This is a genomic window from Amycolatopsis sp. NPDC114484, assembly GCF_055633755.1.
On sequence record NZ_JBVKDQ010000001.1, the window covers coordinates 757,003 to 769,755 of the forward strand.

At 67.8% G+C, this 12,753-nt stretch carries 15 protein-coding genes; 13 read left to right on the forward strand and 2 right to left on the reverse strand.

The genetic code is table 11. The annotated features are described in order from the left end of the window. The first annotated feature begins 16 nt into the window (after positions 1 to 16). The 6 genes from ACZ7SW_RS03690 to ACZ7SW_RS03715 all read left to right on the forward strand — a co-directional run bounded on the left by ACZ7SW_RS03690 (position 17) and on the right by ACZ7SW_RS03715 (position 4,064). Positions 17 to 1,201 carry a glycosyltransferase family 4 protein gene (locus ACZ7SW_RS03690; protein WP_470228848.1) on the forward strand — a complete coding sequence of 395 codons (1,185 nt, stop codon included), beginning with the start codon at positions 17 to 19 and terminating at the stop codon, positions 1,199 to 1,201. Continuing rightward, a complete protein-coding gene (locus ACZ7SW_RS03695) occupies positions 1,201 to 1,818 on the forward strand; it encodes an acyltransferase (RefSeq protein ID WP_470228849.1) in 618 nt (205 codons plus the stop codon). Before ACZ7SW_RS03690 ends, ACZ7SW_RS03695 begins: the two co-directional genes overlap by 1 nt. 250 nt (positions 1,819 to 2,068) lie before the next feature. Continuing rightward, the gene (locus ACZ7SW_RS03700) at positions 2,069 to 2,473 is read left to right on the forward strand and encodes a Uma2 family endonuclease (RefSeq protein ID WP_470228850.1); all 405 of its coding nucleotides are present in this window, start codon (positions 2,069 to 2,071) and stop codon (positions 2,471 to 2,473) included. A gap of 10 nt (positions 2,474 to 2,483) precedes the next feature. Then, positions 2,484 to 2,708: a hypothetical protein gene (locus tag ACZ7SW_RS03705; RefSeq protein WP_470228851.1), complete on the forward strand. Its 225-nt coding sequence runs from the start codon at positions 2,484 to 2,486 to the stop codon at positions 2,706 to 2,708. A 124-nt stretch (positions 2,709 to 2,832) separates the two neighbouring features. Beyond that, positions 2,833 to 3,330 (forward strand): SigE family RNA polymerase sigma factor, encoded by a 498-nt coding sequence (locus ACZ7SW_RS03710; protein ID WP_470228852.1) that lies wholly within the window; start codon positions 2,833 to 2,835, stop codon positions 3,328 to 3,330. Then, on the forward strand, positions 3,327 to 4,064 hold the full coding sequence (locus tag ACZ7SW_RS03715; RefSeq protein WP_470228853.1) for a hypothetical protein: 738 nt from the start codon (positions 3,327 to 3,329) through the stop codon (positions 4,062 to 4,064). Before ACZ7SW_RS03710 ends, ACZ7SW_RS03715 begins: the two co-directional genes overlap by 4 nt. 1 nt (position 4,065) lies before the next feature. Here the strand turns inward: ACZ7SW_RS03715 and ACZ7SW_RS03720 are convergent, their stop codons facing one another. Continuing rightward, positions 4,066 to 5,019 (reverse strand): Gfo/Idh/MocA family protein, encoded by a 954-nt coding sequence (locus ACZ7SW_RS03720; RefSeq protein ID WP_470228854.1) that lies wholly within the window; start codon positions 5,017 to 5,019, stop codon positions 4,066 to 4,068. Then, positions 5,016 to 6,122 (reverse strand): DegT/DnrJ/EryC1/StrS family aminotransferase, encoded by a 1,107-nt coding sequence (locus ACZ7SW_RS03725; protein ID WP_470228855.1) that lies wholly within the window; start codon positions 6,120 to 6,122, stop codon positions 5,016 to 5,018. Before ACZ7SW_RS03725 ends, ACZ7SW_RS03720 begins: the two co-directional genes overlap by 4 nt. A gap of 190 nt (positions 6,123 to 6,312) precedes the next feature. Between ACZ7SW_RS03725 and ACZ7SW_RS03730 the strand changes: the two genes are divergently transcribed. The 7 genes from ACZ7SW_RS03730 (at position 6,313) to ACZ7SW_RS03760 (ending at position 12,739) form a co-directional block, all read left to right on the forward strand. After that, the gene (locus tag ACZ7SW_RS03730; RefSeq protein ID WP_470228856.1) at positions 6,313 to 7,383 is read left to right on the forward strand and encodes an ATP-grasp domain-containing protein; all 1,071 of its coding nucleotides are present in this window, start codon (positions 6,313 to 6,315) and stop codon (positions 7,381 to 7,383) included. Further along, entirely contained in the window at positions 7,362 to 7,955 is a 594-nt protein-coding gene (locus tag ACZ7SW_RS03735) for an HAD family hydrolase (RefSeq protein ID WP_470228857.1), read from the forward strand. Before ACZ7SW_RS03730 ends, ACZ7SW_RS03735 begins: the two co-directional genes overlap by 22 nt. Before the next feature lie 66 nt (positions 7,956 to 8,021). Then, positions 8,022 to 8,261 (forward strand): acyl carrier protein, encoded by a 240-nt coding sequence (locus ACZ7SW_RS03740; protein WP_470228858.1) that lies wholly within the window; start codon positions 8,022 to 8,024, stop codon positions 8,259 to 8,261. Further along, positions 8,258 to 8,992 carry an SDR family NAD(P)-dependent oxidoreductase gene (locus ACZ7SW_RS03745; protein WP_470228859.1) on the forward strand — a complete coding sequence of 245 codons (735 nt, stop codon included), beginning with the start codon at positions 8,258 to 8,260 and terminating at the stop codon, positions 8,990 to 8,992. The genes ACZ7SW_RS03740 and ACZ7SW_RS03745 overlap by 4 nt, the downstream gene beginning before the upstream one ends. Further along, positions 8,989 to 10,395: an AMP-binding protein gene (locus tag ACZ7SW_RS03750; protein ID WP_470228860.1), complete on the forward strand. Its 1,407-nt coding sequence runs from the start codon at positions 8,989 to 8,991 to the stop codon at positions 10,393 to 10,395. The genes ACZ7SW_RS03745 and ACZ7SW_RS03750 overlap by 4 nt, the downstream gene beginning before the upstream one ends. Beyond that, a complete protein-coding gene (locus tag ACZ7SW_RS03755) occupies positions 10,392 to 11,468 on the forward strand; it encodes a LuxE/PaaK family acyltransferase (protein WP_470228861.1) in 1,077 nt (358 codons plus the stop codon). Before ACZ7SW_RS03750 ends, ACZ7SW_RS03755 begins: the two co-directional genes overlap by 4 nt. A gap of 26 nt (positions 11,469 to 11,494) precedes the next feature. Continuing rightward, a complete protein-coding gene (locus ACZ7SW_RS03760) occupies positions 11,495 to 12,739 on the forward strand; it encodes an acyl-CoA reductase (RefSeq protein WP_470228862.1) in 1,245 nt (414 codons plus the stop codon). Positions 12,740 to 12,753: the final 14 nt, after the last annotated feature.

Sequence of the window (12,753 nt, forward strand, 5' to 3'; positions counted from 1 at the left end):
GGCAGAAGGAAAGCCCATGCGGATCGTGGTGGTGAACAACTTCTTCCCGCCGCGAGTGGGCGGAAGCGCGCACATGTCGGCCTCGCTGGCCGCCGAGTACGCGGCCGCCGGGAACGAGGTGCTGGCGATCACCGCTGCCTACGGTGACGCGCCGGCGGAAGAGGAGCGCGACGGATACCGCGTCGTGCGCCTGCCCGCGGTGAAAATGCCGCAGCTCGGCCTGTCGATCGACTTCGACATGACGTTCGCGTCGATGCGGCCGGGCAACTGGCGGCGGCTGTGGAAGCTGCTGAACGAGTTCAAACCGGACGCGGTGCACCTGCACGGACAGTTCTTCGACCTGTCCTGGATGGTCGGCATCTACGCGCGCCGGCACAAGCTGCCCGTTCTGCTGACCATCCACACGCTGCTGATCAGCGAGAACAAGATGTACGGCCGGGTGTTCCGCGCGCTCGACGCGATGCTGGTCAACCCGGTGCTGAAGTACCTGCGCCCGCGCTACATCATCCTCGACAAGCAGGGCGTGGACTACTGCGTCCAGCGCTACGGCACGAGCGACGACAACTCCGAGTACTTCCCGATCGCGGTGGACACCGGGCATTTCGCGAAGCCGGTGACCAAGGACGTGCGCGCGGAACTGGAAATCGGGGACGCGCCGCTGATCGTGTCGCTCGGGCACGTGATCCCGCTGCGCGACCGGCTGCCGCTGATCGAGGCGCTGCCCGCGATCCTGGAGCGGCACCCCGGGCTGCGCGTGGTGGTCGTCGGCCGGGTGTATCACGACGCTTTCCAGCAGCGGGCCAAGGAACTGGGCGTTTCCGACGCGCTGATCGTCACCGGTGCGGTGCCGAAGGCGGACGTGCCGGCGTACTTCGCGGCCGCGGACATCGTCACGCACGACCTCAACGGCGGCTGCGGCACCGCGTCGCTGGAGGCGATGCTGTCCGGCACCGCGACCATCGCGTCGGTCACCGAGGACAACTACCCCGGCATCGAACTGCACAACGGCGAGAACATCCTGCTGGTGCGCCCGAACGATTCCGAGGCGGTCGCGACCACCGTGCTGTCCCTTTTGGACGATCCGAAGGAACGCACACGGATCGCCGAACGGGAAGCCTCGATGGTCCGGGACAACTTCGGACTGGACGTAGTGGCCGAGGAACACCTGCGGGTGCTCACGAAACTGGTGGCGGACAACTGATGTTCTTCGACGACGAGCGCAGCAACCGGCTGCGCCCGATGATCCTGAACGACCTCGTCACGCAGTACATGAACGACGCCGAGCGGGCCAAGTTCTTCGGCCTGCCGGAATCGTGCCGCGTGCGGGAACGGGCCAAGATCGTCAGCCCGGACAACCTCACGATGGGCGAACACTGCTGGGTTGGCGAGGGCGCGGTCCTCGACGCGAGCGGCGGCTTGGAAATCGGCGAGCACACCAGCATCGGGCTGAACACGCTCGTGTTCACGCATTCGAGCTGGCTCGCGAACATGGCGCTGGAAAACCATTCCGGCAGCGATCTGATCGAACGCAAGCCGGTGAAAATCGGCAAAGGCTGCTTTATCGGCGGCCTCGTGGTGATCATGCCGGGCGTCACGATCGGTGACTTCGCGACGGTGCAGCCGAACTCGGTGGTAGCGAAGGACGTCCCGGCGCGCTCGCTGGTGGCGGGCAACCCGGCGCGCGTGTTCCAGCGCTACGAGGAGGAGTACATCGAGGCGGAGGTGAAGCGGGTCCGCGAGGAAAACGCCCGCCGCCGCGCGTTGTCGGACGACCCCTCCGGCTGGGGCTCCCCGTCGGGTGACTTCAGCGGGAAGTAATCCGGACACGGTACGTCACGCGCTGGCGGATGTTCCGGGTAACATAAGACACTACTCTTAGTCACTGTCGGTGAAGGAGAGTCGTGAGTGTCCTTGAATGGCCTCACCACCTCCTGGCCCTTGACGACTGGGCGGACCTTCCGGCGCACCCGGAGGTCCGAGTCGAGGTCGTCGAAGGGGTCCTGTCAGGGTCGCCGCGTCCGATGTGGTTCCACCAGCTGATCGTCAGCAGATTGCGTATCTGCTGACGATGCAGCTGCCGCCGGAGCTGGTGGCGGTCGGGGAATTCGAGACGGTGCTGGCCGACGTCCCGCCCACGGTGCGGGTGCCGGACGTGCTGATCGCGCCGTCGGACCTCATCGAAGCGAATATCCCGCGGATCGGGGCGAGCGACGTTTCCCTGGTGGTCGAAGTGCTTTCGCCTGCCACCAAGGAGGTCGACCAGGGTGCGAAGCTGTTTGAATATGCCGATGCGGGTATCGAGCATTACTGGATTGTCGATCTGGATTCGCCGATCAGCATGATCGCGTATCGGTTGATCGACGGTGCTTACGAGAATTTCGGCGAGTATTCCGGCGGAGTGGAGCTGGAGGTCGCGGGGGTTCCGGTGAAGTTCGATCTGAACTCGTTGATCGACCCGCGCGCCCAACGCTGACTCTCGCGTCGTGCTGGCTCTTGCTGATGGGGCGTTTCTTCTCGTCGAGCAGCTCTGCCCGGAGATAAGCGCCGGTGCCGAGGCGGAGCTGCTCCGGTGCGAGACCCCACTGACGATCCGTGTCCCCGATGTCGTGGTGACCTCCGCTGAGGGCGCGGAGGCCAACCCGGCGCGCATCGAAGCGGCCGACGCCGAATTGGTGATCGAGGTGCTTTCCCCGCGCGCCCAACGCTGACCCCAAGCACCTCCCCGAACACCATGCGTCGCATTGAGACCAGACTGACCAGCCATTACATCGACGCACGTCTCCCGCCCCCGTAACCTGGACAGCAGGACAACCGGGAAACAGGGGTGAGACGGTGCGCGGGGACGACGAGTTCGCCGACTTCGTGCGGTCCTGTTCCGCCCGCCTCACCCACGCGGCCTACCTGCTCACCGGCGATCGCCATCAGGCCGAGGACGCCGCGCAGACCGCCTTCACCCGCACCTATGCCGCCTGGCCCCGGGTGCGGCGGAAGAATCCCTACTCCTACGCCCGCCGCGTGCTGGCCAATCACGTCATCGACATCTGGCGCCGGCCGATCCGCGAATACGCCACCGAGGAGATGCCGGAACCGGCGAAGGTGCCGGACATCTCGCATGCCGTCACTGATCGGGAATGGCTTTCCGACGCGTTGGCCCGGCTCACCGCTCGCGAACGCGCCGTAGTGGTTCTCCGGCATTTCTTCGATTTGCCGGAACATCAGGTGGCCGAGGAACTGGGCGTGTCCGTCGGCACGGTCAAGAGCACCAATTCGCGTGCGCTGGCGAAGTTGCGTGTCGACGGTGACGCGCTGGTCGGGGAGGTGAGCGCGTGACCGACGAACTCGACCGGTTGCGCGCCGCGCTTCAGGAAGCGCCCGCGGAATCCTTTGCTGAGCCCGATCTCGACCGGATTATCAAAGAAGGCGGCCGGATCCGGCGTCGGCGGCGGTTTCTGGCCTCGTCGGGCGCGGCGGTCGCGGTGGTCGCCGTGGTGTTCGGCGCGGCTTGGTTGCGTTCGCCGGGGAGTGCGCCGGAACAGGTGCACGCGGCGGCGTCACCAACGCCGATGGTGACGAGCGTGGCCTCATCGACACCGGTCCCGGCCCCGACCTCCGCGGAATCGCGCCCGCTCGGCGAGGTGATCTCCACCGGCACCTACACCGACGGCGCGGAACTTGTCTTCTACGCAACGGAAATCGACGACCCGGACAACCTGCCTGCTGTCCAATTCGGAGTGATGGCGAGCCTGTACGAGCCGAACGGAAACCTGCGTCCGCTCTACCTCGCCAACGAATCCGACGGCAAGGACCGCTCTTTCGGCTTCCACGCCACCTCGGGCGGCACGACCATCGCGGACATCTGGGTGCCGGTGTACGGCTATTTCAGCGGCCCCGCCGCCCGCATCGAGACCACAGTGGACGGTCGCACGATCCCGGCGCACACGGCGCGCTGGAGCGAGGATCCCGAGGTGGTCGTGTTCTGGTTCGACCAGGACGACGTGCCGTCCGCCGAGCGGGCGACCCCGCTGGTCGCCTACTCCGCGGACGGCAAACGCCTCACCAAATAAATCAGGCGGCCTCAGCCAGAACCTGCGCGACCACCTCGTGCGACGGCAGGATCAGCGCGCGCTCGACGTCCGCGTCGACCTTGCCCTCCAGCAGATCGACGAACTGGTCCAGCTGGGTCGCCAGCGGTTCGCGCGCGGTGATCAGTTCCGGGATCTCGATGACGGTCTGCTGCCGGTAGCCAAGACCGTCCTCGGTGACCGAATCGTGCGAGATGTGGCGGTAGATCGTCACGTCGCGGCGCAGCAGGTCGATCTCCACCATGCGGTCCAGTTCGGACACCATCAGCGACCGGACCTTGCGCTGCGCCAGCCTCGAAGCCGACACCGTGGCCAGGCCGGTGGGGAACGACAGCACCGTCTCGATGGTGTCCTCGGCCCCGGTGACCGACTGCGGGTGGAAGTAGCCCGCGCTGGAGGTGACCCGGCCCGGCGTCGCCCCGCCGAAGAACTGGATCGCCAGGTCGACGTCGTGCACCAGCAGGTCCCACGCGACACCGGTCTTGATCCGCGGCGCGTACGGGCCGTGCCGGCGCGCCATCAGGTGCACCGGTTCGTTCACCAGCGCCCGCGCGGTCATCACGGCCGGGTTGTAGCGCTCCAGGAGCCCGCACATCAGCGGGACGTCCTTTTCCGCCGACAGGGCAACGATTTCCTGCGAGAACTCGAGGCTGTTGCAGACCGGCTTCTCGACCAGCATCGGCTTGCCCTGGCCGAGAATCTCCTGTGCCAGCTCGTAATGCACCTCGGTGGCCGAGGCGAGCACCACCGCGTCCACATCGGACAGTGAGCCGATTTCCGGCGTCCACTGGGTTTCATAGCGGTCGGCGACCGCGCGGCCCGCTTCCTCGCGCGGGTCGATCACGCGGGCCAGGTCCACCCGGTCGTTCTGCGACAGGACGCGCGCGTGCAGCGAGCCCATGTTGCCGGTGCCGACAAGTGCGATGCGGTGCGTCATGCGCCGAGTACCTCGCGAACAGTCTCGATGATCTGGTCCAGCTCGGACTCGGTCAGATGCGGGTGCACCGGCAGCGAAAGCGCTTGCGCGGCAACGGCGCCGGCCGCCGGGAAGTCCTCGACCCGGGCGTCCGGGATCAGCGGGTGGCCGCGGTAGCAGTCGTAGTCGAAGACGATCTTCGGGTAGTAGATCCCGTTGCCGATGCCGCGTTCGGTCAGCGCGGCGGCGAACTCCTCGCGCGAGAGCATCGCGTGCGGGCCGACCAGCACGGTGTACTGGTGCCACACGTGTTCGCGGCCGGGCAGCACCTGCGGCACCTCGAGGCCCGGCGTGCCGGCGAGGCCCTCGGACAGCCGCTTCGCGTTGGCCTGGCGGGCCGCGGTGAGCTGGTCGAGCTTCTCCAGCTGCGGGATGCCGACGGCGGCGTGCAGGTCGGTCATCCGGTAGTTGTGGCCGGCCATCTCGTACTGGTAGCGGGCCTTCATGCCCTGGTTGCGCATCACGCGCAGCTTGTCGGCCAGCGCGTCGTCGTCCGTGGTGATCACGCCGCCCTCGGCGGTGGTCACGTTCTTCGTCGCGTACAGCGAGAAGCAGCCGATGCCGTACGAACCTGCCTTGCGGCCCTCGAACGAGGCGCCGACCGCCTGCGCGGAATCCTCGACCACGTGCAGCCCGTGCTCCGCGGCCAGCGGCGCGAGCTTGCCCATGTCGGCGGTCTGCCCGTACAGGTGCACCGGCATGAGCACCTTGGTGCGCGGGCCGACGGCGGCCGCGACGGCGTCCGGGTCGATCGCGAAGTCGTCGCGGCGGATGTCGGCGAACCGCACGGTCGCGCCTGCTTCCAGGATCGCGTTCAGCGTCGCGACGAAGGTGAACGGCGAGGTCACGACCTCGTCTCCGGGCCGCAGGTCGAGTGCCTGCAGGGACGCGACCAGTGCGGTCGTCCCGTTGTTCACGGCGATGGCGTGTTTCGTCCCGGAGACGTGCGCGAACGCGTCCTCGAAACGTTTGACCATCGGGCCCTGGGCGATAGCGCCGGATCGCAGCACTTCGACGACCAGGTCCTCCGCAGCACGGACGTCGACCACGGTAATGGGGATCATCTGCAGTCTCTCGCTCTCGGCGGGCACTTTCGGCGCGTCCGGTACAGTCTTGCCTCGGCATGGCACGAGCCCCGAGTTCGGTGCAGTCAGCACAGACGCGGGCGTCACGATACTCGCCGACCACAAGTGGGCTTCCGGCTACCGTCCCGGCTCCGGCGGGAACTGAACAGGTAAGGCTGAGAACACGCGAATGAGCAGCGCACGCATCCTCATCACCGGCGCCGGCGGATCTGCCGCCTACAACTTCCGGGACGCGCTCGCCGTCGCCGGGAACGACTACGAGGTCGTCGGCACCGACGTGAAGCCCTTCCACCTCGAACTTCTCGACGTCGAGGCCAAATACCTGGTCCCGCCGGTCAGCGATCCCGGCTACGCCGACGCGATCAACCGCGTCATCGAGGCCGAGCGCATCGATTTCGTGCACCCGCAGCCCGACGTCGAGGTCGGCTACCTCGCGGAGAACCGCGACAAGCTGAACGCGCCGACGTTCCTGCCGGACGCGCGCGCGATCGCGTTGTGCCACGACAAGATGGCGTTCAACGCGCACATGAAGGCGAACGGCGTCTCGGTGCCCGAAGCCATCAAGATCGACTCGCCGGACGACCTCAAGGGCGGGCTCGAGGAGCTGCTCAAGATCAACCCGCGGGTCTGGCTGCGCGCCATCCGCGGCGCCGGCTCCCGGGGCAGCCTCCCGATCAACTCCTTCTACCAGGGCGACGCCTGGATCGACTACTGGCGCGGCTTCCGCGGCCTCGACTACGGCGACTTCATGGCCAGCGAATACCTCCCGGGCGAGGAGTTCGCGTGGCAGAGCCTGTGGCACGAGGGCGAGCTGATCACCTCGCAGGCGCGCTCCCGCATCGAATACATCTTCGGCAACCTGACCCCGAGCGGGCAGAGCTCGTCGCCGTCGGTGGCCAAGACGGTCAACCGCGACGACGTGAACAAGATCGGCGAGGCCGCGGTGCGCGCGGTGTCGGACAAGCCGCACGGCGTGTTCTGCGTGGACATGAAGGAGAACGCCGCCGGGGTGCCGATGGTCACCGAGATCAACGTCGGCCGCTTCTTCACCACCAGCAACTTCTTCGCGCACGCCGGGCTGAACATGCCGGACATGTACGTCCAGCTCGGCCTCGGCAACGAACTGCCCGAGCGCCCCGAGGTCTACAACCCGCTGCCCGACGACCTGTACTGGGTCCGCATGATCGACATGGGCTACCGGCTGGTCAAGGAAGGCGAATGGGCGTCGAAGCGGATCTGACCGGGCGGAAGGTGCTGGCCTTCGACTTCGACGGCACGCTGTTCCGGCTGCCGGTCGACTTCGGGGGCCTGCGCGCCGAGCTGGGACTGTCCGCTGAGGACAAGCTCGGCGAGCTGTTCCAGCGCTGGCTCGACGAAGGCGACACCGCCCGGCTCGACGTGGTGACGCGGTTCGAACGCGCTTGCGTGGCGGACGGCGAATTCACCGACGGCGCCCGCGAAGTGCTGGCGGAGCTGGCTTCCGGCTACCGGCTCGCGGTGGTGACGAGGAACTCACGGCTGTGCGTCGAGGACGCGCTGGGCAACCTCGCTGGGGGCCTGCACGTCATAGGGCGGGAAGACGTCCGCCGGCTCAAGCCGGATCCCGAGGGCGTGACCGCGGTGCTGCGGCACTTCGGCGCGGCTCCGGAGGAAGCGGTGCTCGTCGGCGACACCTTCCACGACGTGGAGGCCGCGCACGCCGCGGGAGTGCTCAGCGTGGTCGTACGCAACGATTCGCTGAAGTTCCGTCCCGAGGGCGCGGACCATTACGTCGGGACGCTGCGTGAACTGCTGCCCGCACGCGCGGGCTGAAATCCCACGGTTGGTACCGTCGATAGTGGTCACCAGCCCCATTCGAGAAGGAAGTGCCGGGTAGACATGGCTGTGCAGGACAAGCTGAAGGAAGTCTTCATCGACGCTCTCCAGCTCGACGACGGGGTCGACGTCGAGAACCTGAAGTACCGCGACATCGAGGCGTGGGACTCGGTCGGCCACATGGCCTTGGTGGCGGCGATCGAGGACGAGTTCGAGATCGAGTTCGACACCGACCAGGTGATCGACATGAGCAGCTTCAAGGTGGCCGTGGACATGGTCAAGGAGCTGCAGGAGAAGGCGTGAGCACGTTCGCGGGGAAGGTCGCCCTGGTTACCGGTGGTACCAGGGGCATCGGCCTGGCCACCGTCCACGCGCTCGCCGAGGCCGGGGCCACCGTGGTGCTCACCGGCCGGGACGAGACCGCCGCCAAGGAGGCCGCCGCTTCGGTGGGGCCCTCGGTCAGCGGCCGCGCGCTCGACATCACCGACGCGAAGGCTGTCGCCGCCCTGGTCAAGGACGTGACCAAGGAGCACGGCCGGCTCGACATCGCGGTCGCCAACGCCGGGATCATGGAGGGCGGTCTGCTCGGCATGATCCGCCCGGACGACGTCGACCGGACGCTGTCCACGAACGTCGCCGGCACGCTGCACACCGTGCAGGCGGCCGCGCGGGCCATGATGCGCAAGAAGACCGGCGCGATCGTGGTGCTGGCCTCGGTGGTCGGCGAATACGGCAGCGCGGGCCAGACGGTCTACGCGGCCTCGAAGGCGGCGGTCGCGAACATCGCGCGCTCGGCGGCGAAGGAACTCGGCCGCTCCGGCATCCGGGTCAACGCGGTCGCCCCCGGCGTGATCGACACCGCCCTCACCGAAAGCCTGAGCGAGGACGCCCGCGCCTCGAACATCGCCAAGACCCCGCTCGGCCGTCTCGGCCAAGCCGCGGAGGTCGCGGCGGTGATCCGGTTCCTGGCGAGCGACGAGGCGTCGTTCGTGACCGGGCAGGTACTGGGGATCGACGGAGGCTTGGTGCTGTGACGCTGGTGGGTGCGGGTTCCCGGCTGGTCGACGTGGCCGGGGGCCGCACGCTGGACGACGCGGAACTGTCCGTCGAGCTGGACCGGAAGACCGACGAGTTGGCCAAACTGCCGACGGGCGTCGTCTTCGCGCGGATGTCGGTCGATCTCGACAGCGTGCTGACCTACCTGGGCGCGTTCGAGGGCGGCCGGGCGATCGCGCTGATCGACCCGGCTCTGGACCCCGACGTGCTGACCGGGCTGGTCGAGCGCTTCCGCCCGGCAGCCGTGCTCGCGGCGTCCGGCGACGCGCCGTCCGGCTACACCACCCGCGGCACCGACTGGGTGCGCGACTCCGCCGAGGGCGTCGAGCCGCACCCTGACCTGGCCGTACTGCTGCCGACCAGCGGATCCACCGGGAACCCGAAGCTCGTGCGGCTGTCTCGCGAAGGACTGCTGGCCAACGCCGACGCCATCGCGCAGGTGCTGGAGATCGACGCGGACGAGGTCGCGCCGACCTGTCTGCCGCTGCACTACAGCTACGGCCTTTCGGTGCTGAATTCGCACCTTTTACGCGGTGCGACTGTCGTTATCGAACCTTCTGGTGTTCTGGGTCGCGGATTCTGGGACGCGGTGAAGGAACACGGCGTGACTTCGCTGTCCGGCGTGCCCTATCACTACGAAATGCTGCGCCGGCTCAAGTTCGACCCGGCGAAGTATCCGACCCTGCGCACTCTCACCCAGGCCGGCGGGAAACTGCGGGACGAACTCGTCGCCGAATTCAACGACAAGATGCTCGCGGTCGGCGGCCGGATGTACGTCATGTACGGCCAGACCGAGGCGTCCCCGCGGATGACCACGGTGCCCGCGGAGCGGCTCGCGGACAAGATCGGCTCGGCCGGTCCGGCGCTGCCCGGCGGCTCGTTCGCCATTCGCCGCGACGATGGCGAGGAAACCACGCATCCCAAAATTGTCGGTGAGGTTCTTTACCGTGGGCCCAACGTGATGATGGGTTACGCCGAGGACGAAGCCGGGCTGGGCGCGGGCGACGAATACGGCGGCACGCTGGCCACCGGGGATCTCGGGTATCTCGACGACGAGGGATACCTGTACATCACCGGCAGGCTCAAGCGGATCGGCAAGGTGTTCGGCAACCGGGTCAGCCTGGACGACCTGGAACAGGCCGTGCGCACGGCCGCGGTGGGCATCGACGTCGTGGCCGCGGTGGCGGCGGGCGACAAGGTCGTGCTGTTCGCCGAATTGCCCGAGGGCGACGGCGCGAAGGCGATCTGCAAGGACGCGTCGCGGGCGCTGGCGGAGCGGTTGCACCTGCACGCCAGCGGGTTCGACGTGCGTCCGATCGACACGGTGCCGTTGCTGGCCAGCGGCAAGATCGACTACCGGTCGCTGGAAGGACGGGTATGAGTGTGTTCACGCGCTCGCAGGAGCAGCGGGAGGCGGCGCTGCTTCCCGAGCTCGCGGAGCTGACCGCGCACCACCGGGCGAACTCCGCCGGGTACGAGCGCGTCCTGTCCTCGCTCGGGTTCGCGCCGGACGCGTCGTTCGCCACGATCGCCGACCTGCCGTGGCTGCCGGTGCGGATGTTCAAGACGCACGATCTGAAGTCCATTCCGGACGCCGAGGTCTTCAAAACCCTCACGTCCTCGGGAACCACCGGGGCCGGTGCGTCGCGGATCTACCTGGACAAGGAAGCGGCGGCCGCGCAGACGAAGCAGCTCGGCGCCACCCTGCAGGAGGTGCTGGGCGGCGAGCGGCTGCCGATGCTGATGGTCGACACCATCGGCATCATCAAGAACCGCCGGTCGTTCTCCGCGCGCGGCGCCGGCGTGCTCGGCATGGCGAACTTCGGCCGCAAGCACACCTACGTGCTGGACGAGAACGACAAGCCGGACGTCGAGGCCGTGCGGAAGTTCCTCGCCGAGTACGGGGACCGGCCGTTCCTGATCTTCGGTTTCACCTTCATGGTGTGGCAGTACCTGTACGAGGTCGCCCGCGAGCACAAGCTCGACCTGTCGAACGGCATCCTCATCCACTCCGGCGGCTGGAAGAAGCTGGTCGACCGCGCGGTCGACAACAGCGAGTTCCGCCGCCGGTTCAAAGAGGACACCGGGCTGACCCGGATCCACAACTACTACGGGATGATCGAGCAGATCGGCACCGTGTTCCTCGAGGGTCCGTCCGGGAACTCCTTGTACTGCCCCGATTTCGCCGACGTCGTGATCCGCGACCCGGAGACCTGGGAAGAGCGGCCGGTCGGCAAGCCGGGCGTCATCGAGGTGGTGAGCACGCTGCCGCGGTCGTATCCGGGACACGTGCTGCTCACCGAGGATCTGGGCGTCTGCAACGGAATCGACGACGGCGACTGGCCGGGCAAGCACTTCTCGGTGCTGGGCAGGCTGCCGAAGGCCGAGGCCCGCGGGTGCTCGGACACGTTCAGCGGAGCGGATCAGGACCGTCTGCCGGAGGCAGTCCGTTGAGGGTGGCGGAGGGGAGGAAGGCGGAGGTGAGTGCTCTGGAACAGCGTTTTCCGCTCGGCGACTCGGTTTCGGTCGACGCGCTGCTGAACGAGCTGCGCGAGGAACCGTCCGGCGGACGGCTGACCGTCGGCGACCCGCGGGTGGTCGAGTTCGTCACCAAGTTCGCGCGGAAACTGCTCGCGCCCGCGCTGGCGCGCCGGTTCCCGGAGCTGGCCTCGCTGGGTTTCTTCCTGCGCAAGGGAGAACTCGCGAAGTCACTGTCCACTTTGGAAACCAACGGTGATTCGCTGCGATTCCCGCGCGGGCTCGTTTTCCACGTGCCGCCGGCCAATGTGGACACCATTTTCGTGTACTCCTGGGCGCTGTCGGCGTTGGCGGGCAACAGCAACGTCGTGCGCGTGTCCTCGCGCTCGGCCGGTGCGGCGGAAGCCGTGCTGGAAGCGTTGAACGCGGCGCTCGAAGACGTGTCGCCGGAAACCGCGGCCACCATCCGGGCCACCCAGCGCATGGTCACCTACGACCGCAGCGACGAGGTCAGCGGCGCGTTGTCGCTGGCCGCGGACCTGCGCGTGATCTGGGGCGGCGACGCTTCCGTGGCGGCGCTGCGAAAGTACCCGCTGGCCCCGCACGCTCGCGACCTGACTTTCCCGGACCGCTCGTCGTTCGCGATCGCGTCGGTGCGCGGCTGGCAGGAGGCCGCGCCGGAGCAGCGCAGGGCCGCCGCCGAGGGCTTCTACAACGACTCGTACTGGTTCGACCAGGCCGCCTGTTCGTCGCCGCGCGCGGTGTTCTGGGTCGGCGATTCGACGGGCGCGCAAGCCGCCGGACAGGAGTTCCGCGAGCTGCTCGCCCAGGTGCTGACAGCGAAACAGCACGTCACCGAGCCGGCCATGGCCGTGCAGAAGCGGGTGTCGGCGTACGGCGCGGCGGTCGACGGGCTGGTGTCGTCGATCCGCTTCGACGGCAACGCGCTGGCGACGCTCGAGTTGGCAGACGCCAAGGTGATGCCGCGCGAATGGCTGGGCGCGGGCACGTTCGCGAACGCCTCGGTGGCGTCGCTGGACGAGCTGGTGCCGATCGTGCGGCGCAAAGACCAAACGGTGAGCCAGTTCGGGTTCACCCGCGAGGAACTGACCGGATTCGTGACGGCGCTCGCCGGACGCGGGGTGGACCGGGTCGTGCCGTTCGGCTCGGCCCTCACGTTCGCCGGGGTCTGGGACGGCTACGATCTGCTGTCCGAGTTCAGCCGGCTGGTCACGGTGCAGGCCTGAGGAGCTGAGAGGCA